28 protein-coding genes are annotated in these 25,437 nt (G+C 67.8%); 23 read left to right on the forward strand and 5 right to left on the reverse strand.

The features are described from left to right. Positions 1 to 36: 36 nt before the first annotated feature. The 3 genes from ACIRFL_RS34435 to ACIRFL_RS34445 all read right to left on the reverse strand — a co-directional run bounded on the left by ACIRFL_RS34435 (position 37) and on the right by ACIRFL_RS34445 (position 1,864). Positions 37 to 582 (reverse strand): winged helix-turn-helix domain-containing protein, encoded by a 546-nt coding sequence (locus ACIRFL_RS34435; protein ID WP_404036572.1) that lies wholly within the window; start codon positions 580 to 582, stop codon positions 37 to 39. 146 nt (positions 583 to 728) lie between these two features. Next, positions 729 to 962, reverse strand: coding sequence for a DUF397 domain-containing protein (locus tag ACIRFL_RS34440; protein ID WP_060880100.1), 234 nt, complete (start codon positions 960 to 962; stop codon positions 729 to 731). Continuing rightward, positions 959 to 1,864 carry a DUF5753 domain-containing protein gene (locus ACIRFL_RS34445; RefSeq protein WP_396288524.1) on the reverse strand — a complete coding sequence of 302 codons (906 nt, stop codon included), beginning with the start codon at positions 1,862 to 1,864 and terminating at the stop codon, positions 959 to 961. Before ACIRFL_RS34445 ends, ACIRFL_RS34440 begins: the two co-directional genes overlap by 4 nt. Before the next feature lie 191 nt (positions 1,865 to 2,055). Between ACIRFL_RS34445 and ACIRFL_RS34450 the strand changes: the two genes are divergently transcribed. Genes ACIRFL_RS34450 through ACIRFL_RS34470 form a run of 5 tightly spaced genes read left to right on the forward strand, consistent with a single transcriptional unit; the run spans position 2,056 to position 6,886 of the window. Further along, on the forward strand, positions 2,056 to 3,546 hold the full coding sequence (locus tag ACIRFL_RS34450) for a hypothetical protein (RefSeq protein WP_396288522.1): 1,491 nt from the start codon (positions 2,056 to 2,058) through the stop codon (positions 3,544 to 3,546). A gap of 40 nt (positions 3,547 to 3,586) precedes the next feature. Beyond that, positions 3,587 to 4,588, forward strand: coding sequence for an asparaginase (locus ACIRFL_RS34455; RefSeq protein WP_404036577.1), 1,002 nt, complete (start codon positions 3,587 to 3,589; stop codon positions 4,586 to 4,588). A 34-nt stretch (positions 4,589 to 4,622) separates the two neighbouring features. Beyond that, positions 4,623 to 5,102, forward strand: a complete 480-nt coding sequence (locus ACIRFL_RS34460; RefSeq protein WP_396288518.1) for a PPC domain-containing DNA-binding protein — start codon at positions 4,623 to 4,625, stop codon at positions 5,100 to 5,102. Positions 5,103 to 5,162: 60 nt separating this feature from the next. Further along, positions 5,163 to 6,377 (forward strand): hypothetical protein, encoded by a 1,215-nt coding sequence (locus ACIRFL_RS34465; protein ID WP_404036580.1) that lies wholly within the window; start codon positions 5,163 to 5,165, stop codon positions 6,375 to 6,377. Then, complete coding sequence (locus ACIRFL_RS34470; RefSeq protein WP_396288515.1) at positions 6,374 to 6,886, forward strand: NUDIX domain-containing protein; 513 nt, start codon at positions 6,374 to 6,376, stop codon at positions 6,884 to 6,886. Before ACIRFL_RS34465 ends, ACIRFL_RS34470 begins: the two co-directional genes overlap by 4 nt. 25 nt (positions 6,887 to 6,911) lie before the next feature. On the opposite strand, the gene ACIRFL_RS34475 is transcribed toward ACIRFL_RS34470, so the two are convergent. Together ACIRFL_RS34475 and ACIRFL_RS34480 are read right to left on the reverse strand one after the other, a co-directional pair. Then, positions 6,912 to 7,955, reverse strand: a complete 1,044-nt coding sequence (locus ACIRFL_RS34475) for an aldo/keto reductase (protein WP_396288513.1) — start codon at positions 7,953 to 7,955, stop codon at positions 6,912 to 6,914. Continuing rightward, entirely contained in the window at positions 7,952 to 8,413 is a 462-nt protein-coding gene (locus ACIRFL_RS34480; protein WP_396288512.1) for an ATP-binding protein, read from the reverse strand. The genes ACIRFL_RS34475 and ACIRFL_RS34480 overlap by 4 nt, the downstream gene beginning before the upstream one ends. 1,298 nt (positions 8,414 to 9,711) lie before the next feature. Here ACIRFL_RS34480 and ACIRFL_RS34485 point away from each other — a divergent pair. From ACIRFL_RS34485 to ltrA, 18 genes are all read left to right on the forward strand, one after another. Then, complete coding sequence (locus tag ACIRFL_RS34485; RefSeq protein ID WP_210539560.1) at positions 9,712 to 9,903, forward strand: DUF5999 family protein; 192 nt, start codon at positions 9,712 to 9,714, stop codon at positions 9,901 to 9,903. Positions 9,904 to 9,935: 32 nt separating this feature from the next. Then, positions 9,936 to 10,538 carry a hypothetical protein gene (locus ACIRFL_RS34490; RefSeq protein ID WP_396288510.1) on the forward strand — a complete coding sequence of 201 codons (603 nt, stop codon included), beginning with the start codon at positions 9,936 to 9,938 and terminating at the stop codon, positions 10,536 to 10,538. Positions 10,539 to 10,709: 171 nt separating this feature from the next. Next, positions 10,710 to 12,533 (forward strand): glycoside hydrolase family 15 protein, encoded by a 1,824-nt coding sequence (locus ACIRFL_RS34495; RefSeq protein WP_404036585.1) that lies wholly within the window; start codon positions 10,710 to 10,712, stop codon positions 12,531 to 12,533. Next, the gene (locus ACIRFL_RS34500; RefSeq protein WP_404036588.1) at positions 12,530 to 13,024 is read left to right on the forward strand and encodes a hypothetical protein; all 495 of its coding nucleotides are present in this window, start codon (positions 12,530 to 12,532) and stop codon (positions 13,022 to 13,024) included. The genes ACIRFL_RS34495 and ACIRFL_RS34500 overlap by 4 nt, the downstream gene beginning before the upstream one ends. Next, positions 13,006 to 14,340, forward strand: a complete 1,335-nt coding sequence (locus ACIRFL_RS34505) for a histidine kinase (RefSeq protein ID WP_404036591.1) — start codon at positions 13,006 to 13,008, stop codon at positions 14,338 to 14,340. Before ACIRFL_RS34500 ends, ACIRFL_RS34505 begins: the two co-directional genes overlap by 19 nt. Further along, positions 14,333 to 14,770, forward strand: coding sequence for a roadblock/LC7 domain-containing protein (locus ACIRFL_RS34510; RefSeq protein WP_404036594.1), 438 nt, complete (start codon positions 14,333 to 14,335; stop codon positions 14,768 to 14,770). Before ACIRFL_RS34505 ends, ACIRFL_RS34510 begins: the two co-directional genes overlap by 8 nt. A 26-nt stretch (positions 14,771 to 14,796) precedes the next feature. Further along, entirely contained in the window at positions 14,797 to 15,123 is a 327-nt protein-coding gene (locus tag ACIRFL_RS34515; protein ID WP_404036705.1) for a DUF742 domain-containing protein, read from the forward strand. After that, positions 15,104 to 15,703: an ATP/GTP-binding protein gene (locus tag ACIRFL_RS34520; RefSeq protein ID WP_366104524.1), complete on the forward strand. Its 600-nt coding sequence runs from the start codon at positions 15,104 to 15,106 to the stop codon at positions 15,701 to 15,703. The genes ACIRFL_RS34515 and ACIRFL_RS34520 overlap by 20 nt, the downstream gene beginning before the upstream one ends. Beyond that, positions 15,700 to 16,950 carry a cytochrome P450 gene (locus tag ACIRFL_RS34525; RefSeq protein WP_404036598.1) on the forward strand — a complete coding sequence of 417 codons (1,251 nt, stop codon included), beginning with the start codon at positions 15,700 to 15,702 and terminating at the stop codon, positions 16,948 to 16,950. Before ACIRFL_RS34520 ends, ACIRFL_RS34525 begins: the two co-directional genes overlap by 4 nt. Beyond that, positions 16,947 to 18,182: a cytochrome P450 gene (locus ACIRFL_RS34530; RefSeq protein WP_404036601.1), complete on the forward strand. Its 1,236-nt coding sequence runs from the start codon at positions 16,947 to 16,949 to the stop codon at positions 18,180 to 18,182. The genes ACIRFL_RS34525 and ACIRFL_RS34530 overlap by 4 nt, the downstream gene beginning before the upstream one ends. A gap of 103 nt (positions 18,183 to 18,285) precedes the next feature. Next, a complete protein-coding gene (locus ACIRFL_RS34535; RefSeq protein WP_404036604.1) occupies positions 18,286 to 18,777 on the forward strand; it encodes a LuxR C-terminal-related transcriptional regulator in 492 nt (163 codons plus the stop codon). A gap of 68 nt (positions 18,778 to 18,845) precedes the next feature. Beyond that, positions 18,846 to 19,412, forward strand: a complete 567-nt coding sequence (locus ACIRFL_RS34540; protein ID WP_404036607.1) for a hypothetical protein — start codon at positions 18,846 to 18,848, stop codon at positions 19,410 to 19,412. Positions 19,413 to 19,513: 101 nt separating this feature from the next. After that, positions 19,514 to 19,927 carry a hypothetical protein gene (locus ACIRFL_RS34545; protein ID WP_404036610.1) on the forward strand — a complete coding sequence of 138 codons (414 nt, stop codon included), beginning with the start codon at positions 19,514 to 19,516 and terminating at the stop codon, positions 19,925 to 19,927. Between the two features lie 74 nt (positions 19,928 to 20,001). After that, positions 20,002 to 20,604: a hypothetical protein gene (locus ACIRFL_RS34550; RefSeq protein WP_404036613.1), complete on the forward strand. Its 603-nt coding sequence runs from the start codon at positions 20,002 to 20,004 to the stop codon at positions 20,602 to 20,604. Positions 20,605 to 20,896: 292 nt separating this feature from the next. After that, positions 20,897 to 21,547 (forward strand): DUF6624 domain-containing protein, encoded by a 651-nt coding sequence (locus tag ACIRFL_RS34555; protein WP_404036616.1) that lies wholly within the window; start codon positions 20,897 to 20,899, stop codon positions 21,545 to 21,547. Continuing rightward, positions 21,544 to 22,473: an endonuclease/exonuclease/phosphatase family protein gene (locus tag ACIRFL_RS34560; RefSeq protein ID WP_404036619.1), complete on the forward strand. Its 930-nt coding sequence runs from the start codon at positions 21,544 to 21,546 to the stop codon at positions 22,471 to 22,473. Before ACIRFL_RS34555 ends, ACIRFL_RS34560 begins: the two co-directional genes overlap by 4 nt. After that, positions 22,470 to 23,309 carry an endonuclease/exonuclease/phosphatase family protein gene (locus ACIRFL_RS34565; protein WP_404036622.1) on the forward strand — a complete coding sequence of 280 codons (840 nt, stop codon included), beginning with the start codon at positions 22,470 to 22,472 and terminating at the stop codon, positions 23,307 to 23,309. The genes ACIRFL_RS34560 and ACIRFL_RS34565 overlap by 4 nt, the downstream gene beginning before the upstream one ends. 700 nt (positions 23,310 to 24,009) lie before the next feature. Continuing rightward, positions 24,010 to 25,437, forward strand: a complete 1,428-nt coding sequence (ltrA, locus tag ACIRFL_RS34570; RefSeq protein WP_404036625.1) for a group II intron reverse transcriptase/maturase — start codon at positions 24,010 to 24,012, stop codon at positions 25,435 to 25,437.

Below are 25,437 nucleotides of genomic sequence, written 5' to 3' on the forward strand. Positions count from 1 at the left end.
ACCCGCGTGGTGCCCAGGTGTGTCCCTTCGGCGGCCTCAGTCCCTGGCCTGCCTCGTCCTCGAAGCAGATGTGGGCGCCCAGGTCCGCCGCGGTCCTTTTACCCGCGGCCACACCTCGGCCTTCCACACCTCGATCGCCTCGTCGTCGCGTTCGATCGCCCGCCGCAGGGGTACCTGCGCGGACCAGCCGTGCCGCCGCAACAGCTTCCACACGCCCTGGACCGTGTACCCGACGTGGAACATCCGCCCGATCAGCAGCTTGACCCGCTTCAGCGTCCACCCCTGGAACTCATCGTCCCAGCCGTGCGCGAGCGGGCCCCGCTTCAACTCCCGCTCCAGCCGCTCCCACTGCCGGGAACTCAGCCGTTCCACCGAGGCCGGCCCCTTCGAGCGCAGAGTGTCGCCACCGCCCTCCTCCCACGCCCGCCGCCAACGTCGCACCGACCGCGACGTCACCCGAAGCTCCCGCGCGACGGCCTCAGTCTTCTCCCCACGAGCGAACCGCTCGGCCGTCTCAAGACGCAGCCGCTCCCGCTTCTCCTGCTCCCTGGGCGACAGGCCGCCCCCATGCGCGTACCGCATGACGACGTCATACCGCAACGATCAAGAAGCGTCACGGGCCACCGGACTCCACGAGTTCAACCTGAGTAACCGCAGTAAATAGCGACCGGGCCGACCCCCAACTACAGTGGGGACGGCCCGGTCGCGTGATGAGGCATCGGGACGGGTCAGAGATCGAGCAGGAAGTCGAAGTCCGTGTCCTTCGCACCGAGCAGCCAGGCCTTGGCCTCAGCAGGAGTGAAAACCTGAGGCAGGCGCCCCGGGTTCTGCGAGTCGCCGATCAGAACGTATCCGTCCTGGACGGCAACCTGGACGCAGTTCCCGCCGCCGCCGCTGTACTTGGACACCGTCCATTCGATCGACGCCAGGTCGAACGAGGATGGGTCCGGCTTCGATGTCACTGTTCTAGCTCCTTGATCCTTTTCTCGAGGCGCCTGCGCGTCTCTGCGGGGTCCAGCGCTCGCTCCCACAAGTTGGTGAAAGCTGCGGTGTAGCGCTGCACGTCTTCGTCACCGTCGAAGTACACCGAACTGACCATGGTCTCCACCCACACGACCTGACGGGCAGCTTCGGGAAAGCCCATGAGGACGAACGCGCCTGCAGATCCCGGATGGAGGCCGATCGGATCCGGCAGGATGCGGATGGTGTTGCGATCTTCCTCGGACTCGGCGCGGATCCTCTCCAGTTGGCGCCTCAGCACTGGTCGGTCGCCGATGGTGTCCCGGAGCGCGCTCTCGTCCACGAGAGCGCGAAAGTCCTTCGGTGCGCCACCTCGGACCTGCTGCTGCCGGTCCATGCGGACGTCAACGAGGGCCTTCACTTCTGCAGGACGCAATTCGGGTCGCATCCGGGTGATGACGATTCGGGCGTAGTCCTCGACCTGGAAGAGTCCCGGCCACACGTCTCGCTCATAGTTCCAGAGCTCAGCAGCGCGTCGCTCCATCTTCAAGAAGCCCTCGAACTGCATGGGGCCAAGCAGGTTGGCGTTCCGCCGCCACAGTGCGGGGCGCGGCCGGCCGGCTGGTGTGGTGTCTGCGTTCAGGAGGGCCTGAATTTCAGAGCTCTCCGTGGCGTTGGCCTGGTAGCACTCGAGCAGAGCCTCGACGAGATCGCGGGTGACGCGGCGGCGCTGTCCCCGCTCCAGTCGGCTCAGCCCGCTGTTGTCGATCTTGACACCGCGTCGACGCAGCACTTCGTGGCCCGCGACATCGCCTTGGGTAAGGCCGCGCCGCTCGCGCAACTCCTCAAGGCGCAGGCCGACTTCGCTGAGGGTCAACGACCACGGCGTCTTCGCTTCTGGCATGGTGGCCAGTCTGACGGCTCGCCGGGCTGCCTACAAGCAATATGGTCGAGCAATTTGCTCGACCATATTGCTAAGCGCTCGTCCAAGGGAGCATCCTAGCCAGGGTCACGAAGTGTGCAGCACCTGTCGCCATGCGTGGAGTTCGTCCCGCTGCTTTGCTGCCAGTACACGCCTAGGGAGGGGCCGCCGCGATGCGTCGGACGCTGTTCAGCCTCCTGTTGAAAGACCGCGACCTACTCGGCTGGGAAGCGTTCTGCGTCCACTTCACGGCAGCCGGTCGGGAGCTCGCGCCCAAGAAGGGCAACCGTCGGCTCGCCACGGCCAGCGTCGGGCGTACGACGTTCGACAGATGGTCCTCGGGCACCTGGTACGGCCGTCCCCGCGGCGAGGCGGCGCAGATCCTGGAGTGCATGTTCGGACACACCGTCGAGGAGCTGTTCAGCCCGGCGCCCCACGCGAGCGAGCTACCTGTGGGGTTGGAGTCGGTCCCCGCGCGGATCGGTTCGCGTTGGCCCACGTCAAACTTGCTCCTCCCCGCTGGCGGGCCGGGAGGCATCTGGGAGATCGCTGGACGCCAGCGCCTGGACGGCACCAGCGCCGCGGTGCACCTTCTTCCCGTCGTCAGGCGAGGCGACGAGGCCGACGTTCGAGACTTGAGCCAGGACGGGCTGCACGAGCTGGAGCGGTTCTTACGGCCGGCACGCCGCGGGTTTCTCGTAGGCGTCGAAGCGCGGCAGGACGACTTCAACCTGTACGTCCGCGACGCCATAGCTGCACGCAGGTCCGCGATGCCGGGACGGCCAGCTGCGGGAGGTTTGTCGATTCCCTCGGCTTACCTCCTGGACGACCTCACCTACGGCATCCTCTGGGCGCTCACCCAGCTCGATGACGGCCTCTTGTCCGATGATCAGGCGCTCGACGCCGAGCAGCACCTCCTCGACACATACCTGTCCCTGCCCCGATCAGCACCGAGTCAGTTACTCGTCGACCTGACCGCCGTCGGCAGCAGCTGGATGGGATCGGCCTTCTGCGCCCGCCACATCGAGCAGGAACTGGCCGACGCGAACGCGGTCCCGATCTTCTGGACTCGCGAGCAGAGTGGAGAAGAGGCGGCCTGCTGGCTGTTCTTCAAGCACAAGCTGGACTACCTCCGATCTCTCGAACGCTTCCACGGGACCACGGCGCAGACCATCCGGGTCTTCTGTCTGCCCGAGGGTGAGGTGGCGCGCTCTGAGAGATACGAGAGGGTCTTGCTGCTGTTGGCGATCGCCCTCATGGAGCGCTGCGGGATCCGGGCCAGGGTGGTGCCGGATCCGGAGTACTCGGAGGTGGACGGAGTGGCCCTGATCCCCGGCCAGCGAGCCGTCGTTGCCAATTGGGTTCGGGCTCCCGGCGGAGCCCTGTGGGCTGCTGACAGCACCTCGGCGCGTGGGGAGCTGCGTACGTACGCCACCGCCTTCGCTGACGCGCAGGGCGCCGACGTGCTGGTGGGCGAGGACTCTGCGACCCGTCTGCGATCACTCGCGGGTTACCTGGGCCTGGACTGGGGCTGGTTGACTGGCCGGTGCCGTGCTCTGGGCGAGTTCGGCGTCGGCGGTCTCGTTCGCCCCCGCAGCCGTCTGCTGACCGTGGAAGCGCTGGATGAGACCCTGCTTTTCCTCGGCAAGCTCTCCTCGTCCTGATGAACCCCGTCCGCATAGCCATCCCGAGGAAAGGTCCTCCGTGCTCTCCGCTGATCGTGCCCCGAGCCGCACCGTGCTGGTACTCACCCTGGGCGGCACCATCGCCATGACGCGCACTGCCGCAGCAGCCGGCGTCACACCGACCCTGACCGGCTCGGACCTGGTGGGCGCTGTGCCCGGCCTCCAAGGCGTGGCCGAGGCCGTCGTGGAGGACTTCCGGCAGATGCCAGGGGCCTCCCTGGCCATCGGCGACATCGTCAGCCTCGTGGGCCGACTGCAACGGGCCGACGGCGAGGACATCGACGGCGTCGTGGTGACCCAGGGCACCGACACCCTCGAGGAGACCGCGTTCCTGACCCACCTCTACTACCAAGGCACCACGCCGGTGGTCTTCACCGGCGCGATGCGCAATGCTGCGACAGCGGGCGCGGATGGCCCAGCGAACCTTCTCGCAGCCGTCCAGACCGCCGTGAGTACGGAGTCTCGGGGAGCCGGCGTCCTTGTCGTCCTGGGCGACGAGATTCATGCCGCCCGGCACGTGAGAAAGATGCACACGACCAGCCCGGGAGCCTTCGATTCCCCGAGCACCGGGCCGCTCGGCCACGTCGTGGAAGGGGCAGCGCGGTTCCACCGCTCGCTGAGTCCGACCGCGCCTGTACCGCTGCCCGTCGGCGCCCTGCCGCAGGTGGAGATCGTCGCTGCGTCGTTGGGCAGCAGCGGAATGTTGCTGGAGGGCCTGGAGCGCAAAGTCGCTGGCCTGGTGGTGGCCGCGTTCGGCGCCGGCCACGTCCCCGAGACGTGGTGCAGTCGGCTGGAAGCGCTGGCGGACGCAATGCCCGTCGTGCTCGCATCGCGTATCGGCACCGGCCCCGTCCTCACCTCGACCTATGCCTTCCCCGGATCCGAGAGCGACCTGCTGGCCCGCGGCTTGATCCCTGCGGGCGCACTCGACCCCTACAAGGCCCGTCTCCTCCTCGTCGCCCACTTGGCCGCAGGCACGCCGCACCCGGAGATCGCAAAGGCGTTCCTCGACTACTCCTGACTCGCTCGCGACCAGCCAAAGGACGACTCTGACCATGCGCTACGCCCAGGTGCACACCGGCCGGCAGTTCATGCTTGCCCTTGACCACGGGGAAGACTTCCTGGAAGGCCTCACCCAGTTCTGCGCGGATCGGGGCATCCGAGCCGGGTACATCCCCACCTTCGTCGGTGGTCTCCGCTCGGCCCGGCTGGTGGGCTCTTGCGAACCCCTCGCCGATCCCGAGGCCCCCTTGTGGGACGAGATCACCGTCGAGACGCTTGAAGCACTCGGCGGCGGGACGCTCGCATGGGACACGGAGAAGGATTGCCTGGCCCCTCACATCCACGTCGCGGCCGGCATCAAGGGGAAGTCGGCCGAGGGGCGAGTTTCGCACCTGCTCGGCGCGAAAGTGCAGTTCATCTGCGAGATTCCGATCATCGAAGTCACCAACGCCGCCGAGGGGCCCGCGTTGACACGACAACGAAGCGCTGAGCTGTATGACGTGCCCCTCCTCGGCTTCGGCACCGGCATCTGAAGGCGGTAGATGACGATGCGTAGGGCGATCCGCTTCCCGGAGGTGCTTGAGGCCCACCGCATGCGCATCTACGAGACGTTCACGCTGCACTTCGAGCGGGCGGCCAAGGAGGCGGCCCGGCTCGACGGCAACCCTTCCCTCGCTTCCGTCTACGTCTCGCGTTCCACGTGGGATCGCTGGATGGTTGGGGACATCAAGGGTTTGCCCCGACAGGCGACATGCCGGGTTCTGGAGCACCTCTTCCAGGAGCCGGCCGCGCAGTTGTTCGCTCAGCTGGCGTCGGAGGCCGGCCAACAGGTCGATGTCGGGACGACCGCGCCGATGGGGGTCCACTCGGTGGCGTCGCCGCATCTGGCTGCCATGAATTCGTTCCGACTCGCGGACCGCCAGCTGGGCGGCGGCCACGTCTACCGGTCCGTGGTGCACTACCTCAACACGGTCATCGCCCCGAACCTCTTCAGCGCAGCGGACGGTCGCGAAGACGGCGAGAGCACATTCGGTGCAGCGGTTGTCCTCACGGAGATGGCGGCCTGGATGGCCCACGACGCCGGACGGGACGACATGGCATCCAACCATTTTGACCGCGCCTTACGACTGGCGCAGAGCCTTACCGACGTGACCGCGGGCGCGAATGTACTGGCCGGCATGAGCCACCTGGCCCTGCAGACCGATCAGATCGTCGCCGCCGCGGAACTCGCCCGCAGCGGGCTCGCCCGCCTCGCCGCCGGCACGCCGGTGCCGACCCTTGCCGCCCGCCTCTACGCCATGGAGGCGCGGGCACTCGCTCAACTCAACGCCGAACGTGAGGCGCAGCGGAGGCTCGACACTGCACGTGAAGCTCTGGCCCTTGCACAGACCGTGCCAGCCCCCCAGTGGGTGGCACCGTTCGACGAAGCCGCGCTTGCCAGCGAGGCCGCCTCCGTTCTCCTGGATCTCGGCGCGCTCAAGGCAGCAGCGAAGGAGGCGCAGCGCGCCTTGGCACTGCGCGACGCGAGCCGGGTCCGCAGCAGGGCCTTCGGTCAGGTCACGCTGGCACGAGTCCTGCTCGCGCAGGGGCAGTTGGACGCGGCGTGCTCGGTAGGCCTGGATCTGCACGACGTCTGCCAGTCGGTGACGTCTGTGCGGCTGAGCAAGCAACTTGACGCGCTGCAAATTGAGTTCGGCTCGCATCGGCAGGTGCCCGAGGTCCGCGAGCTCCTGTCGCGGATGACTGCGTCGGCGCAGCACCGTAAATTGCTGCTCGGCAGTCTTGTGCTCCCGGAAGGTCCGCAGTGAACCATGCACCCAAGCCGGGTGATCCCGGCCGTGACGCCTATCTGGCCGAGGGAAACGCACGACAAGCTCGGAAGCGGGCCGCCGCCGACGCCCTGATCCGAGACGAGGGCGGCAGGTTGCTTCTGGTGAACCCGACCTACAAGGACGGGTGGGATCTTCCCGGTGGCATGGCCGAGGACAACGAAGCACCCGAGGATGCCGTTCGCCGGGAACTCCGTGAAGAGCTCGGTCTCACGGTCGCCGGCCTGCGGTTCCTGTGTGTCGACTGGGTCGAACCTCACGGCCCGTGGGACGACCTTCTCGGCTTCGTCTTCGACGCCGGTGTCCTGTCACCGGAGCAAGCCGCCGAGCTGAAACCCAGCGATGAGGAGATTTCGGAGCATCGCTTCTTCGAGGTCTCGAAGGCACTGTCACTGCTGCCGGACCGTCAACGGGTTCGGGCTTCCCAGGCATGGGCGGTTCTTGACGACGGCATCCCGCGCTACCTCCGCAACGGAGTTGCTCTCTGAGCAGTGGGACGGGCCTCTGGGCCGGTCACACATTGACCTCCACGGACGGGGCACGACCCTCGGGTTGGATCAGCATGCTCCGGATGCGGGAAAACACGCCGCCGATTTCCGCAAGCTCGTGCTCAGACAGCGGCTGGCCGAGGAAGTGGCGGTCGTACTTGGCGTTCTGGTCGTCGATGCCGACAACGACCACAGCGTTCTGTACTTGCTGAAGGATGAACCGCACAGCCACTCGAGCCAAGGCATCCGGGGACGAGCCGAACCGGCTTGCCAGCTCTGCGAGGCCGTGAGTGATCGCGGACGCCATGGCTCCGGCGCAGGCGACTGCCGAACCGCCCCAAGCAGCCACAGCGCGGTCCGCGCGGCCACTCACTAACGCACCATGGGCCAGCGGCGAGGCAATCACCAAGCCCACACCGCGGCGCGCAGTGAAAGCGCCGAGGTCCTCACCCTCACCAAGGTCGACAAGCGGCACCAGGCCGCTGGCCTGCGTCCAGACCACGTCGGGGCGGATCCGGTCGAACAGATCCAGGAAGCGCCGTATCGAGCGGACCGAGGAGCGGAAGCCCGGACCACGCAAACCGACGGCCCGGATTTGACCAAGGTCGCGCAGTGCTCGCATTTGCTCGATGACCGGGTCGAGGTATCGGTCACCGAGACCGAAGTCGTACGACTCAAGGGTGTAGAGGGCCAACTCGTCCAGGTACAGATTCTCCAAGGTCTGTTCCAGCTGGTGCCGGACCCTCGGTCCGGCGTAGGGGTGAGGAGCAGAGCCTTGAACCCGACCGACCTTGCTGGCGACCTGCACCTTGTGGCCCCGATGCTCCTTCAGGACTTTGCCCATGAGCCTTTCCGCGTGGCCGCTCCGGTGGCTGTCGGCCGTGTCGAACAGCTGCGCCTCGTCCTCACCAGCGCCTGCCTCCAAGGCGCGGCGCAGCCCGTCGAGCAGTCGCGCGTCGTCTGGTTGGACGGCGCTGGGCGACCAGCGAGAGGATCCGCTGCCAACGCCCAGCGGGAGCACCGTCAGGTCCCGGGCCAGACGGCGGGGTGCGAGATCGCTCGGTGTCATCGGTCAGCGTCTTCCGCTCGGTAGAGGAAGACCGCGATGACGCGCTTCCCCATGCTGTCGCCCTGGACTCCCCAGGCGCTCGCCAGTACATCCACCAGAAACAGGCCTCTCCCGCCTTCGTCATCCTCATCGGCAGCCGGGGGATTCCCGGGCACCGCCGCGATGTCTTCACCGCCGTCTCGAACCTGGACGGTCACTCCCCAGTCGTACACGTCGAGGCAGATGTCGAGCGCCGCTCCAGCGTGCTCAACAGCGTTGCCCACCAGCTCGTCCGCGACCAGGACCACGTCGTCCGTGTACGTGTCGTCAGCTCGCCCCGCCAGGGCCTCGCGGACTATGCGGCGGGCGGCGCTCTGCGGGGCGTCAAGACCGCAGAGGTCGATCGCAGCGTGCGTAGCGGGGCTGCCGCCGTCGCGGCCTTGGCCACATGGCAAGGCAGTGCTGGTGGAACCAAGCACGGGGATCACTCCTCGCTGCATTCACGATGCCCGGGGGCACGGACTGGCAAGTCCTGCTGAATACCGTGGCCCAAGTCGCCGCGCAGGCGATAGCGAATCCCGTCCCCACTTCTCCCCACTTCACCGGCTCTCCCGCCTACTTCCGACGTGGGAGGAGGCACCAGAGTGGATGACGTCGTACAGAAGAGCGAGATTCGCGCACTTCTCTCGTAGTGCGATCCGTCGATAGGGACGTCACCGCCATCCGTCCGACGGGTGACCGAAAGCGGGAAGCGTGACGAAAACTGCTTCTACCTGGCCTTTTGCCGAGCAATCGGCCCTGATGACCGATCAGCCTGTATTTGGCGCCGATATCACTGGTGGTGAATTCCGGTCAAGCACTTCCAGAGAAGTGGGGTGAAGTGGGCTACGAAGTCGATCTTCAGCCACAAGGGTTCCGAGACCGGCATCACTACCGGAAGCGGTGACCGACTTCCGCCCTATTGTCCGATCCTCAGCGGGGTCGAGTGGACATCAACTCCGTTCTCTGCACGGCCGAAGTGGGGAGAAGTGGGGGTCGATTTCACTACCGGAACGTGCCAATGAGCGGCAACGCTATTCGCAGTTCTTCCGCCTCGCTGCCCACGGAAAGGTAGTCGTGATCACTCTCGTCCCGCCGGTCGTCGGCGCCCAGTTCGGTGGCGAAGTCCGCGCAGCCAGCTCGGCAGGCCGACGGTTTGCGTCTCGGCTGCGTCGCCTCGGACGGCCCCTACGCGGCGGCGGCGACATCGTTGCCCCCCTGATCCATCAGGTACTGGGAGACCCGGACCGGCCCCTTCCCCGTTGCCAGGGCGAGGTCGACCAGATGGTGGCCGTACTCCGGGCACAGCTGCCGGCGCTAGTGCGGGCAGCGGGCTGGCCGCGACGGGCCGCGATCCTCGCCAGCCCCGCCCCAACCGACTACATGGGCTCGCGGGTGCACCTGATCCTGCTAGCCGAGACCGCACAGCACCTCATAGCAACTGCCAAGGCAGGGGCGAAGTCCACAGTCGACCACCCCACGAGCGGGGCGGGCGCCGTCGTACGGCAGTACACCCCCGTGAACGCCGTACGTCAGCGCCCGCCCTCGGGCTCCGAGTCCTATCCCGAAGGCATCCGGTGCCACCCCGTCACCGCAGCCTCCGGAAGACCGGAGCGAGGCGCAGGGCCGTAGTGCTGCTGCCTCCCGGCTGCCGTGGTGAGTGCCCTCCACGGCAGCCGGTCCCGCTGCCGGATTGCCAATCGTCCATCCCCCATGCCGATTCTTCCGAGGACTCACCATGTGTCAGCACAAGCCCACCTGTCCCTCCGCCGAGGCCACGGACCGCGAGGCCGCCGTCGTGGTCGCGGCCCACCCGGAACAGGGCTGGAGCCTGCTGTGCAACGGTGTCCTCCTCTTCGAAGACACCGGTGAGATCCTTCCCAACGGCAAGATCGTCGCTCCGCACCGGTTGACGAGCGCCGCGGCATGAAAAGGACCCAGCACGAACAAGGGGGTCTTCCGGTGCCGTACGTCACCGCGTGGAGCGGGGAAAATCACCGGACTCCTGCCGTGGTGCGTCACCCGAGCGGGCGAGGTATCGGCTTCGCGGGCGAGATGCCTTACGACCGCGACGCGGACGGGGTGCTGTGGGTCAGGCAGTCCATCGCCCCCGGATCGGGCCGAGCGTTGTTCCCGACGGTCCACGTGCTTCGTCAACGGCGTGCGGTGAGCCGGATGCTGTGCCAAGTCTGCGGCGCCGACACCCTTGAGCAGGATCCGGAGCGGCAGCTCTTCGTTCTCAAGCAAGTCGGTCAGCCGGTGGCTGAGGGCGAGCTGACCACCGCTGCCCCGGTCTGCCCACCGTGTGCGCTCATCGCGGTCAAGCACTGCCCGCACCTGCGCGAACACGTAGCCGCCTGGGTCGAACGACCGCTGTCCTGGGGTGTCGCCGGCATCCTCTACGACCCGCGGACACTGCTCATGGTCCCTGGCAAGGACGTCGTCAACGTCTCCTACGAAGATCCCGCACTCCCCTGGCTGCTGGCGAGCCGTCAAGTGCTATCGCTCCAGGGCTGCACCGCCGTCGATCTGAACGACCTCAGCGCGAAGGCTGTGGCTCGATGAACTCAGTGCTGCCGACCACGGCCGCTCGAACCCGGCCCCGCACTCAGCGGCTTCAAGCCGGTCGCTCGCCCGGTTCGTGGCACTGAGCGAGCCGCTCCCGTACCCGCCCCTGTTCCCCGCCTCGCCTCGCAAGGCCCCGGGAGCACCCGCACCTATCGAGACGGATATTCCATGGCTGGGCGTATCGAGGACTACGCACTCATCGGAGACATGCAGACGGCCGCCCTCATCTGCCGGGACGGCAGCATCGACTGGCTCTGCTTGCCGCGCTTCGACTCCTCCTCTGTTTTCACCCGCCTCCTGGGAACCGGGGATCACGGCTACTGGCAGATCGGCCCCGCCCATCCCGACGGCGCCCAGGCCCCAGATGCGGACCGGCGCAGCTACCGCGGCGACTCACTCATCCTCGAATCCGAGTGGGACACCCCGACCGGCACCATCCGTGTCATTGACCTCATGCCTCCCCGTGACGGCCACAGCCCGCAACTCATCCGGATCGTCGAAGGGATCAGCGGAACGGTTGAAGTCGCATCCGCCTGGTGCCCGCGCTTCGGCTACGGAAAGCACCGGCCCTGGATCTACGAACATCAGGGCCGCACCGTTGCAATCGACGGGCCGGACGCCCTCTGGCTGGACGCCACCGTGGACACGGTCCAAAAGGAAGACGCCCTGGTCAGCCGGTTCACCGTCACCGCCGGCGACACGGTGACGTTCGCCCTCAGCTGGCACTCCTCCCACCGCCACACGACACCGGAAATCCCAGACACCTGGGCTGCGCTAGAGGCCACCGAAACGTTCTGGCGGGAGTGGGTGTCGCGGTGCACCTACGACGGCCCGTACCGTGACGCGGTCGTCCGCTCGTTGATCACGCTGAAGGCAATGACGTACGCGCCGACCGGCGCGATCGTCGCCGCCGTGACCACCTCTCTTCCCGAGACGATCGGCGGCGTACGCAACTGGGACTACCGCTACACCTGGCTCCGCGACGCCTCGATCACCCTGTCCGCCCTGCTGCGTACCGGCTACCACCAGGAGGCCGAGGCGTGGCGGCAGTGGCTCCAGCGGGCCGTGGCCGGCAACCCTGACGACATTCAGATCATGTACTCGATCCTGGGCGAGCGGAATCTGCCCGAGCGGGAGTTGCCCTGGCTGCCCGGGTACGAGGGCTCCACGCCTGTTCGAGTAGGCAACGACGCTGCCGACCAACTCCAGCTCGATGTTCCCGGCGAGGTCATCGACACGCTGTATCTGGCCCATGTGCACGGCATCGCCCGGTGCGAACGCACCGCGACCCTGCACCTCGGGCTCGTCGACTACCTCAAGCGGCGCTGGCAGGAGCCGGACGACGGCATCTGGGAAGTGCGCGGCGGACGACGCCACTTCGTGCACTCCAAGATCATGGCCTGGGTCGCGGTCGACCGCACGGTTCGCCTGGTGGAGGCTGGCGTCCTCGACGCCGACCTGGCCGAGCTGACCGAGCTCCGCGACGCCATCCATGCCGAGGTGTGCCAGAGGGGCTACGACTCCGAGCGGAACACGTTCACCCAGTCCTATGGATCCACCGAATTGGACGCGGCCCTGCTGCTGCTCCCGCGCACCGGGTTCCTCCCACCGGACGACCCGCGGGTTGTCGGCACGGTCGCCGCAGTGCGCCGCGAGCTCTCAACGGACGACGGCTTGGTCCACCGCTATCCGACTGACGGCAACCAGGTGGGGGTCGACGGCCTGGCCGGTGACGAGGGGAGCTTCCTGCTCTGCTCCTTCTGGATGGTCGACGCCCTCGCGCTCACCGGCCAGATGGAGGAGGCCCGGGCCCTGTTCGAGCGCCTGCTAACGCTGTGCAACGACATCGGGCTGCTCGCCGAGGAGTACGACGCGGCCTCCGGCCGGCAGCTGGGGAATTTCCCGCAGGCGTTCTCGATGATCGGCCTGATCGAGAGCGCTGTCCTGATGCACGAGCTGGAGCGGGCGGCGATGCCGGTGATCGCCGCATGAACACGGTGCCCACGATCGCGGACCTCTTCCCGGGCACGATCACCGCCGGCGCCCCAGTCGCTGTCCAGATCGGCCGTGAGTGTGACACCGCGGCGATGCCTGAACTGGCGGCACGCCAGATTCTCTCCCTGCTGGGGCACATCAACCCCCACCCGGTGGGCGCCGCGATGGCCCGCGGGAACGAGTGGGTGCTGATCCTGCCGCCCCACTCCGGCCGCGGTATGTGCTGGCCCTGGCCGGTAGACCACCGCGACAGCGGAGTTCTGGCCGTGCCCCCGCTGAGCTCCGGCCCGGCCGAGGATCTCCACTGGGCCCGACTCGGCAACAACGAGGGCCGCGTCTACTCCGCGCCCCTGCCGCTGTATGCGTCTCTGCCACTGCTCACAGCAGTTCGGCCGCAGCCCGAAGCACGCCGCTTCGGCCCTGCCCCCGCCCGTTCACAGTCGACCCCCACTTCGCGCGAGGACCTCTCATGCTCGATTCGCTGGTGACCGCGACCGCACTGCTCGGTGGCGGATTCGCCACCACGTCGGTGGGGCTCATAGTGCAGGCCCGGAGAAAGCAGGCCCTGGCCGCCAGGGTCACACCCCTGGAAGCCCAGCGCGACTCCGCGCTCGCCTACGCCCGTGCGGTGGAGGCGGAGTCGAAGCATTTCGCTGAGGTGCGGATGCCCGCGTTGGTGGACACCCTGGCCCGCGGACACCGTGGCGTGCCGGTGCCCGAACTCAGCCAGGAGCGTCTCGCCGGCAGTCCCATCGACCACAGTCATCAGACCGTGATGGGGCTGCTCCAGGAGGCCCTCACTGTCACCCGCGATCAGATCGGGCTCTCCGCGCGGTCCTCAGTGCGGGACATCATCGACGAGGCGCAGACGCATCTGCACCGCTGCCAGCTGAACGTCGTCGAGGAGATGGACCGCTACCCCCAGGGCACGACGTACCACCAGAGCCTGATGGGCTTCGACCACCTGGTCACCCAGGCCCTCCACACGCTCCAGCGCACGCGCATCCTGGCCGGTTCGTGGCCCGGTCTGCAGCGGGCGGACTGCACCTTCGGCGAGGTCGTCGAGTCCGCGCGGGGCCGGATCAACGCCTATCTGCGGGTGAGCTACACCTACGAGCCCGGCAGCGGCGAGACCTGGCTCGAGGGCCGTGTGGTCGAGCCAGTCACGGTGGCGCTCACGGAGCTGCTGTCCAACGCCACCGCGTACTCCGACGGCAAGGTCTTCGTCGAGGTGCAGGCGTTCCAGACGGGGTTCTGCATCGTCGTCGACGACGGCGGCCTGAACATGAACGCCTATCAGCGCGAGGAGGCCGCCCGGCAGTTGTCGCGGCACACCGTGCTGGACGTGACGGCTCTGCAGGACACGCGCCAGCTCGGATTCGCCGTCATCGGCCGCCTCGCCGGCGAGTACGGCTTCGCCGCCGATGTCACCAGTACGTCCCCGTACGGCGGAGTGCGGGCCGTCCTTCGCATCCCGCGGGAACTCTTCGGACACGGTCCGACCGCAGAGGAAACCCAGGCGGAGCGCCGCGCAGCGGCCTCTCGGACCACAGGACACGCCTACGCCTCACCAACCGAGGCTCCCCCGGAAGGGGACCAGGCCGACCGACAGGGTGAGCCGTCGGACGGCAGTGCTTTGCCGCAGAGGCGCAGGCGCTCACCCCGTCCCACGGCCCCCGTAGTCACTGGTGAGCCAGCGCCTGCGGAGGACCCCGAGGCGTTCACGCAGGGCTTTGCCCACCTGGCGGAGACCATCCGCGACCACGAGTCCAGCCCCACCGAAGGAGAGCAGTTCCGTGCCTGACCAGCAGCCCACCGCCGACACCCACGACATGTCCTGGGTCCTCAACCGTCTCGCGGAGGAGAAGGGCGTGCTGCACGCCGTCCTCTTCAGCTCCGACGGCATGGTGCTGGCCCACTCGGACGGCGTCCACCGCGATGTGGCCGACCGCGCTGGGGCCAGCTCCTCGAGCATCTTCTCCCTCGGCCGCTCCATCGCCGAGCTCGCCGAAGCAAACAAGGACGAGGACACCCCCCGCAAGGTCATCATCGACCTGCCGAACCGCTGCATCCTCGTCTTCGGGGCCGGGCACAACACCGCGCTGGCCGTATCCGTCGCCGCGGAGATGACCGCGCCCGAAGTGGCCGTCGCCTCCGGGGCGACGATCAAGGCCATCAAGGGCCTGGCTCCCGCGCTGTCCGCCCGGGAGCGGACAGCGTACGGAACATCGTGACCCCCCGCGGCCGGCGGCGCGCCGGAATGGTGCGGCCCTACACCCCGACCGGGGGAAGGGCCGCGCCCACCCGCCGCACCCTGGACCTGGCCACTCTCCTGATCGCCGACCCGGACAAGCCGCTGTACGGCCTGGACGCCCACTCCCGTCGGCTGATGCAGCACTGCCTGCCCGGAGTGCTGTCGCTGGCCGAGGTCAGCGCCGACCTGCAACTCCCGGCCGCTGTGACGAAGGTGCTGGTCTCCTCTCCCGTCGACAGCAGCCATCTCGTCAGCCGTGACCCCGTACCCGCCGCTCAGCAGCACGACAGACAGCTGCTGGAGAGGATCCGCGATGCGCTCATCAACCTCTGAGGGCAACTACCTGGCGCCCGGTGTCCGCCACTCGGTGAAGATCGTCGTGCTCGGCCCCTTCGCCGTCGGCAAGACCACGTTCGTCGGTGCGGTCTCCGAGATCAGGCCTACGTCAACCGAAGAACGGATGACGAAGGCCGGCGAGATCGTCGACACACTGCGGGGGTTGTCGGACAAGAACACCACCACGGTCGCGCTCGACTTCGGCCGCCTCACCCTGACCGACGACATCGTGCTCTACATGTTCGGCGGCCCCGGTCAGCCGCGGTTCGACTACATGATCGACGAGCTGATGCAGGGCGCCCTCGGCGGCGTCGTCCTGGTCGACACGGCGCGCATCACCGAGTCCTGGGACGCCATGGGGCGCATGGAAGAAGCCGATCTGCCCTACGTCGTCGCGGTCAACACCTTCGCGGCCTCCCCCCACTACAGCGAAGCCGAACTGCGCAAGGCCCTGGACCTGCACCCGTCCACGCCCCTCGTCGAGTGCGACGTACGGGAAAAGAGCTCGGCGAAGTCTCCGCTGATAGCACTCGTCTCCCACCTGCTGTCCCGCCCCAGCCTGGAGCCCGCCTCATGACCATGCCGCCCCCGCTCTCCGCGAGCGGTTGCCCCATGCTGCACGGGGCCGCCTTCGCCGCCCAGCCCCAAGCCACCTACGACCGACTGCGCAGCCAGGGACCCGTCGGCTGGGCCGAAATCGCCCCCACCGTCCACGCCCTGGTCGTCACACAGCACCGCGCCGCCGTCACCCTCCTGAACGACACGCGCACGTACTCCAAGGACTCCCGCCGCTGGGCAGCCCTGGCCAACGGCGAAGTTCCGGGCGACAGCCCCGTGCTGGGCATGATGGCCTGGCGTCCCTCGGTCCTCTACACCGACGACCAGGAGCACGCCCGCCTGCGCTGGGCGATGGACGACTGCATCGCCCGCATCAGCCCCCACTGGCTCAGGGAGATCACTCAACGCAGCGCCCTGACGCTGATCGCCCGGATCATCGGGGACGGCCAGGCCGACATCATGAGCGACTTCGCCGACATCCTCCCCATGCTGGTGTTCGCCGAACTCCTCGGATGCCCGCCCGAGAAGTCCACCCGCATGGTGCGCGCGTGCCAGGACCTCATCAGCGCCGGCCCCGAAGCGGCCCAGGGCGCAGCCGACTTCGCAGGACTCCTGTACGAGCTCATCCAGATTCGCCGCGCCCAACCCGGCCAGGACCTCACCTCCTGGATGATCAACCACGCCGCCGCCCTGACGGACGAGGAAGCACTCAACCAGTTGTTCTGCGCCGTCGGCGCCGGCATCATCCCCGCCGCCGCGTGCACCGCCTGGACCCTTCACCTACTCCTGCGCGACGACGACTACGCCGGCAACCTCGCCGCCGGAACTCTCACCGTGCGCCGCGCCCTGGAGAAGGCCCTGTGGCAGCGCCCGCCGATGGCCAACTTCTCCGTCCACTTCGCCCGCCATGACACCTACCTCCACGGGGCGTACGTGCAGGCAGGGACTCCCGTTCTCATCTCCCACGCGGCAGCGAACACCGACCCGGCGCTCCCCGACGACCTCGGGTACGACAACCGCAGCCACCTCGCCTGGTCAGCGGGCCCGCACCGCTGCCCCGCGATCTCCCAGGCGACCACGATCGTCCAGACCGGTGTCGAGACCGTTCTGGACCAGCTCTGGGACATGGAGCTTGCCTCCACCGACCCGGAGCCCCTTCTGCGGCACGGCCCTTTCCACCAGTGCCCGCAGACGATGCCCGTCAGGTTTCGGCCCAAGTCGAAAGACCGTCTTCCCACCGCCGCTCTCGCAGGAGGTTCCTCGTGACCAGCACCCCCGCCCGGACCGCGACCGTGACACTCGACAGCAGCGGCGGCCGCCGCCTGTTCGCCCAGGCCGACGAGCTCCGGGCGGCCGGCCCGGCCGTCCGGGTCCGCATGCCGGAAGATGTCCCCGCCTGGTCGGTCACCCGCGGAGACGTCGCCAAGCGGCTCCTCACCCACCCCGATGTATCCAAGGACGCCCGCAAGTCCTGGCCCTCCCATACCCCGGGCTCCATACCGTGGCTGTACGCCTGGGTCGACGTCGTCTCGATGTTCACCTCCGACGGCGACGACCACAAACGCCTGCGCCAACTGGTCAGCCGCGCCTTCACCCCCGGGCGGGTCGAAGCGATGCGCCCGGTCCTCCAGGCCATCGTCACCGACCTCCTCGACAGCCTGGCCCACCAGGACCAGACCGCGCCCGTCGATCTGCGCACCCACTTCTCCTACCGGGTGCCCACGCGCCTGATCTGCGACCTCTTCGGCGTTCCCGCCGATCAGCGCCCCGAGATGCTCCGCGTCATCGACTCCGTCCTCGCCACCGACGTCACCGCTGAACAGGCCGAAGCGACCAAGCACGACCTCTACCAGGCCATGCAGACGCTCATCGACGTCAAACGAACGACCCCGGGCGAGGACATGACCAGCCTGCTGCTGGCCGCCCACGAGGAAGACGGCGACCGGCTCAGCCACATCGAGCTGATCTCGACCCTGATCCTGATGATCGGAGCGGGGAGCGAAACCGCCGTCGCCCTCATCAACGCCGCCGTACGCGAGCTCCTCAACCACCCGGACCAGCTGGCGACCGTTCTGGCCGACCCCCGGCGCTGGCGCGACGTCATCGAGGAAGCCCCCCGCCTCCACCCGCCGATCATGCACCTGCCCCTGCGCTACGCCACCAAGGACATCGACCTCGGCGAGGGCATCACCATCAAGGAAGGCGACGCCATCCTGATCGGCTTCGGCGCCCACGGCCGCGACCCGGGCGTCCACGACGATCCCGAGGCCTTCCGCATCGACCGGGACGACAAGGACCACATGGCCTTCGGCCACGGCATCCACTACTGCCTGGGTGCCCCGCTGGCCAAGCTCGAAGCCGAAGTAGCGCTCCCTGCCCTGTTCGAGCGGTTCCCCCGAATCGCCCTGGCCTGCAAGGTCGAGGACCTCGAGCCGCAGCGCTCCTTCATCGGCACCGACGTCACCGCGCTGCCCGTCGTGCTGCACGCCGCAGCGTAGAAGCGGCGCCGCTACCGCGTCGGCGGAGACCGTGCTCACCGTCCCCGCCGGCGCACCTCCACCACCCCGCATTCGTCACACCACCGCCGACCCAGGACTCCACATGACCACCGCCCTGCCCGCCACGACCCTCACTGCTGACCAGCGCCGCGTCGCCGCACAACTCGTCTACGGCGTGTCCAACAAGGCGATCGCCAACCAGGTCTGCCTGTCCGTCGATGGCGTGGCCAGCCACCTCAGTGCGGCCCGCAAGAAGATGGGCTGCCCGGGATCTTCGCGCGCCGTCCTCGCTCACACCCTTCTCACCGCGCGGGAGGTTCCCCCACCGGCCAGCAGCGAGACGGTCCCGGCGTTCACCAACCACGAGATGACCGTCATACGGGCCATCGCCGAGCACACCCTCAACGCCGACATCGGGAACGCCATCGGTGTGCCGCCCGACGACGTGCGCGCCGAGATCGACGCCACCGTGGACAAAGGGAACGCCCGCAACGCAACCCACCTGGTCGGGCTGGCACACACGTGGGGCATCCTCGGCACCTCGCACACTCAGCCCACGACCGACGCAACGGCCACTGCAGAGCCCGCCCTATGAGCACCCAGTCCAGCCTCCATGACGGCGACCGGCAACAATCTCCGACGGACCGCAGGCCCACCGCGCCCGTGTACGAGGTGCTGCCGATCAACACCGACGCCGCTCGCGCTGAAGCCGCGGCCCTGGCCACAGACCGCGTCCGCCTGCTCGCTGGACAGGGCATAACCGTCTCCGCCGATCGCGCCAAGGCCCTTCTCCGGGAAGCCGGCGCCCTTGGGTTCTACGAGGGCGGCATCCTCGTCGGCGCTCTCGTCCTGCACAGGAATCCGGACATGCGGCACTGGGGCGCCGACGGCCGCGATCCGGGACTCCTGGTCTCCCTTGACCCGGTGACGGCCGGGTCGAGCCAGGTCGGACGGATGCTGACCCTGTGGCTTGCCGACTACGCGGCCAACAGCCAGCTGACGTGGGTCCGGTGCGACGTTCCGTGCAAGACCGGAGACGTCGATGAGGCAGCCCAGTGGTTACTGAAGTACCTGTGCGACCTCGGGTGGGAGACCCGATCGCCGACCAGTTTGAGTCCGACCGGCGAACGCGTCATCCGTCTGCGGCTGCGCGCCCAGGCCAGACCCGCACTGACAGAGGCGATCTCCGATCCGCACGCAGTCGGGCCCTCGGCGGTCAAGGCGCCATGACGACGCCTCACTTATGTCCGCCCACAGCCGAACGCTCCCCGATCCCACAAGGACACATCGATGCGCCTCACGTTCTCCCGTACGAGACCCTGTCCCTCACCTTGCCGCCGTGGGTACCGCCGCCCGGCGGCCTGGGTACCTGGGGGTGCGGCGAGCACTTCGACGCCGTACGGCTCCTAGCAACCCTCGCACCTCCGCTGATCGCCGCACTGCAGGCCGCCGGTGGGCACGGACCGGTGCTCGCCGACCCCTACAGCGGCAGCTGGCACATACTCCTCGACCCGGACACCGTCCGCCCCGGGCCGTGGGCCCGCCACGGGATACGCCTTCTGCGGCCCGGAACCCGCCTCACGATCCCCGCAGCCCATGTCACCGCCGGCCCCGACCTGCACTGGCACACCCCGCCCGGCTCCGGCCACACCCACGCCGAGTTACTCAACGACGCCCTCACCGCTCCGTCCGGTCTCACCAGCACCCCGCGCCGCGCCGCCCGGCGCCCCAGGACCAGCCGGTGACCAACAACGCCTCCGTAAGCGCACCCGGCACCCTCCTCGGGCCCGCCACGAGCCCTCACTCCGCAGGAAGCTCCGTGCACCCCACCACACCTCCGTACCTGATCCGACACCTGGACGGACGTACCGAGTACGAAGTGCTCAGCGCCCAGGTCATGGCCTGGCGCCGAGAGCGCGACCTGCCCGCCGAGAGCGCTCGGCCGATACTCGAGTCCCTGCGCGATGAGCGCGAGATGGCCGTCCTGGTCGACACCGACGACAACGCCTTTGTCGGCTGCCTCCAACTCGATCGGACCGCTCTGGCCGCGCCGCCGTGGACGGACTCCGAGAACGCTCAGCCGACACTGGCGTTGTCCAGCGCCGCTGCCGCCCCAGGCGTCGGCTACAGGATCGGCTGGCTCCTGACCATCTGGGCCCGCCATTACGCCGCCCTGTGTGACTACACCCGGGTGGCGTGCACCGTCCCCCTTCGTCACCACCGCGATTCCGCCGGCGAGCGCCTCATCGGTCATCTGGTGGACGAGTGCGGGTGGAACCGTCACCGGTCGGCGGGCCCACCCGTCGCACTGGACGTCCTGCTGACAGCAAATGCGTGCCGCGCGGACAGTCTCGACGCCTTCATCACCACGGAGATCCCCGTACTGCCCGCAGTGTCCGCGGAGAAGGAGCCGGCTTCATGAGCAAGGTGACCCTGCCGGGCAGGCGGAAAGACGGTCGGGCACTGCGGCGGCACGGCGCGGCCGTCCACCCCAGAGGGGGCGGTGCCGTGAAGACACGGTTCTCCCTGACCGGTGACCTCTGGCTACGTGTGTCGCTGAAGCTGACACGTCTTCTGCTCACTGTCCGCGTGCCGCCCCCGGGCTTCCGCGACACAGGACCCTTCGCCAGCTTCAACACCCCCTCATACCCCATGGCTCCGCTTGCGCGGGCTCAGTGCGGCCACGGGCAGGCTGGCGCCACAAAGCGCGGCCGTTGGTCGGCAGGACCCTCCAGGCCGGTGACACCGTGAGCGAGCCGTACGAGTCGAGCCCGAGTCACGCCGCGTTCGCTGCCGAACTGCTGAGCCGCGTGGAAATCACCAGAGAGCAGTGGCGCACTCCTGGACCGGAACGCGTCCGCATGGCAGCAGATGCCCTCGCGGCCATCCAGAAGGCGCAGCAGGACAACGCCGAGGCGCTGCACCGCATCGTGGAGAGTCTCAGGCAGTGGCCGGGGCACCGGACGGTGGGCCAGAACGCGTGCCAGGCGGCCGTGAGCATCGCGGTGCACTGCGACCACGATCAAGCTTTTCAGCAGAGGCTTCTGCGACTGCTCCAAGTAGCCGTAACAGCAGGTGAAGCCACTCGTGCTCAGCTAGCCCACCTTCACGACCGCTGCCTCGTCAACGCCAGGCAGCCCCAGCTGTACGGCACCCAGCACTGGTACCGCTCTGATGGGCAGCTCCAGCCGCACCCGATCGCCGACCTCGCGCAGCTCGACACTCGAAGGGCCGGCGCTGACCTGCCCCCCTACGCCGAGCAGGCCCGGCACCTCCGCGAGCGCCACGGGCCGCTCGGCTCCTTATCGACCTCCGCTACAGCGGACCCCCTCCCCGTCTCCTTGCCCGAGAGGTGCGCGGCATGAACGAATCGATCACCGTCCTGAACTGGAACCTGGAGAAGGGCATCAACCTGGAGGCGGGTGCCCGTTGGGTCCAGGAGCAACGCCCTGACATCTTCTTCCAGCAGGAAGTCCAGCCGGACCAGCTCGCCCGGGTGTCGGAACTCCTGGACATGGACGGCCATATCGCTGTCCCGCGCCCGGGCAGCTCCAACGACAACGCGATCTTCGTCCGCCGCGATGGACCGCTGGTGTGCACGGAGGAGTACCCGCAGGCCTGGGCACCCTGGCACGCGCCGGCAAACATCGCCGTCCGCCTCCGCGACCCTGACGGCACCCTCAGCCCCCGGCAGATCAGCGCAGTCAGCATGCACACCTGCTACTGGTCGCCCGAGCACCGCCTGACCGAAGCCCGCTGGTGCACCACTCTCGCCAAACCCGGATGGCTGGCCATGATCTTCGGCGACTGGAACAGCTATCGCGTCGGCACGGACATCCGCTGGGACGACTACACCGACCACGCCTTCGTCGCCAACCGCACCTACGAGTACGACGACCGTCGGCACACAGACATGCGCCCCGACCGTGAACTGCTAGCGGCCGGCTACGTCGAGATGGCACGCCACGCCGCCGAGCACCTCGACCAGCCCGAGGCCCTGGCCCCCAGCTCCGGCTACCGCGACCACCCCGGCCGGCCCTTCGGACCCCGGCACTGCATCGACCGCGGCTACCTCAGCGCCGAACTCGCCCCCACCCTGGCCAGCTTCACCGTCTGCGACACCCCGCAGCTTCGCCAGCTGTCCGACCACCTGCCTCTGCGTGCCGAGTTCGACTTCGCGCAGATGCGCACCGTCCTGCACCGGACGCCAGCGATGTATCAGCCGCACGACAACCAGCACGCCGCGTCGGTCCACGGCCACCACCCGGCGGCTGCCGGCGGTGCGGCATGACCATCACCGTGCGGCTGGGTACGTACAACCTGCTCGACGGCGGCGGTGAACGCTGGCGCGCCCAGGCGGAGTTCCTACTGGCGCAGAACCTGGACGTCCTGTGCCTGCAGGAGGCGAAGAGGTGGGACGAGAGCGGCTACGCCCGCATGCTCGGCTTCGCCGACCTTCTCGGAATGCAGGCCCAGTTCGCCCACTCCAACAGCCACAGCTGTCACCTGGTCACCCTTCACCGGTGGCCCCGCGTGCGGTGTACGGCGTTCCACCCCGATGTCGCAGAAGGCACCTTCCACCACACCGTCTCCCGCGCCCACTTCACCGCGGACGGCCACGAGCTCACGGTGCTCAACACCCACCTGGCTCCCTTCAACGGCGCCAGGCGCTCCCTCGAAGCCGGCTGGTTGACCGAGTACGCCGCCGCCGGCCGGCGCGTGGCCCTGGCCGGTGACCTGAACGTCCGGGGCTTGGACGACCCCGAACTGGAGGACTGGAGCGTTATTCCGGCCGAGCTGCACTCCCGCCACCGGCTGCAACTGCCCGACGGCAGTTACGGCGGCAGCGACGACCGTCTGGCGATGGCCAAGCTCGTGCACGCCGGTTTCACCGATCCTGTCGCGGCGCTCGGCATCCCAGTGCCACGCACGGCTGGCTACTGGAGCGACGCCGAGCGGTGGGACCACCGCTCGGATCACATCCTCCTCGCTCCGGCCCTCACCCCCGCCCTCTCCGGGTGCGAGGTCCCCGATACCGAGGAAGCGCGGGGCCTGAGCGACCACCTGCCGTTCATCGTCACGCTCGACCTGCCACAGGCGGATGCAGCTCTCACCCCCGACCGGTGAACCGCGCCGCCGCGCCCGTCCACCGTCGAGACCGTCAGCAAGGAGAACCAACACGTGACCGATGAACTGCGCGTCGTCTGCTGGAACATCGAGCACGCGCGCCACGAGGCGCTACATAACCGAGCTGGGGTGTAAGACCCCGGCCGTCGGGCGGTCGCAGCCGCCTGACTGAAGCTGAGGACAGCCTGAACCGGGGAACGCCGGGGAGGGCGGAGAGCAGTCCTGACAAAGCCCGGACGCGTCAGAACTACCAGATGGCGTGGGTCGGGCAAGCGAGGCCAGAAGGTGTAACGAGAGTGAACCGGTATCAGACGTCTCGTAAGAGTTCCAGCGGCTCCAATCTGGTGGATATGGGCCGCTTTGCAGTGCGTGCTGCCCTTGATGGGCAACAACTCCGAAGCCGTTATGTGCTTGACGGTGTGGAGGCCGTGCCGAATGCCTGCGGCGTAAGCACGGCGATGCTGCCGGGATATAGCCGGACACCTAACTGGCCAATCGGTTACGTAGTGAACGTGGGAACCACCTGTGGCTCTCCATTCGCCTGGGCATCCAGCTCAGGGAGCGGAAAGGCCCGTTGTCGGCTGATGGTCACAGCGTGGGACGGAGGCCCCGTAGTAGTCCGAGCGCGCGAAAGGCGCGTACATGGCGAAGGGGGCCAGCAAGTCAGCAGTAAGGACACTGGAATGTCAGGAGGCCGACGGTGAATACCGACGCACTGGAGTGGGCCTTAATGAAGGCCGAGCGCCGGGTACTGGAGATCCAGGCCAAGCTGCACCAATGGGCAATCAAAGATTCTCATCGCAAGTTCGACGATCTGTACAACCTTGTTGCTGACCCTGCGTTCCTTCTGGTGTCGTGGGATCGGGTGCAAGGGAACAGGGGAGCCCGTACGGCAGGAGTGGACGGTAAGACGGTCCGCTTCATTGCGGACGGGCAAGGGGTCGAGGCTTTCCTCGACAAGTTACAGTCGCAGTTGAAGGACTCCAGCTTCCGACCGGTTCCCGTACGCGAGCAGATGATCCCGAAGGCGAATGGCAAGAAGCGCCGACTGGGGATTCCGACCGTGGCGGACCGTGTGGCCCAAGCAGCCCTGAAGCTGGTGTTGGAGCCGATTTTCGAGGCGGATTTCCTCCCGTGTTCGTACGGGTTCCGCCCGAAGCGCCGAGCACACGATGCGATCGCTGAGACGCGCCTTCTGGCATCCAAGAGCTACGAGTGGGTGGTAGAGGGCGACATCAAGGCGTGCTTTGACGAGATTTCACATACGGCCCTGATGGACCGCGTGCGAAACCGGATCAAGGACAAGCGCATCTTGGGCCTGGTGAAGGCGTTCCTGAAGTCCGGCATCCTCTCGCGGGATGGTCAGCTACGGGATACGAACACCGGCACTCCGCAAGGAGGCATTCTTTCACCGCTGTTGGCGAACATCGCCCTCTCTGTACTGGATGAGCACGTGGCCGGTATGGCTGGGGGCCCGAACTCGACCCAGAGCGAGCGCGCGAAACGCAAGTACCGAGGACTCGGAAACTACCGGCTTATCCGGTACGCGGACGATTTCCTGGTGCTCGTGTCAGGCACCCGCGAGAACGCGGAGGCCGTGCGCAACGAGGTCGCCTCGGTTCTCACTCCGATGGGGTTGACCCTGTCGGAGGAGAAGACGTTCATCACGCACATCGACGAAGGATTTGACTTCCTCGGGTGGCACGTCCAGCGCCATACCAAGCGGGGAACAGATAAGCGGTACGTCTACAACTACCCCTCCAAGAAGGCCCTTACGGCCGTCAAGGAGAAGGTGAAGAAGATCTGCCGCAAGAGTACGCACTTGTCCATGGCCGCCCTGCTCCACCAGCTCAATCCGGTGTTGCGGGGGTGGACCACCTACTTCCGCCCAGGAGTGTCCAAGACGACGTTCCAGTACCTCGGTCATTACACGTGGACGAGGGTTTTCATCTGGGCTCGACGCAAACACAAGGGGATGCGGCTCAGTGGGTTCCGCCGTACGTACTGCAACGGCGGATGGGTCCCCTTCTCGGAGAGAGGACGGCTGTTCCAGGCCGCAGAGGTCACCACGACTCGATACCGGTTCCGCGGATACAGCATTCCCACCCCTTGGACGGTCACAGCATGA

The organism is Streptomyces sp. NPDC102462 (genome assembly GCF_044765425.1).
GTDB lineage: Bacteria > Actinomycetota > Actinomycetes > Streptomycetales > Streptomycetaceae > Streptomyces.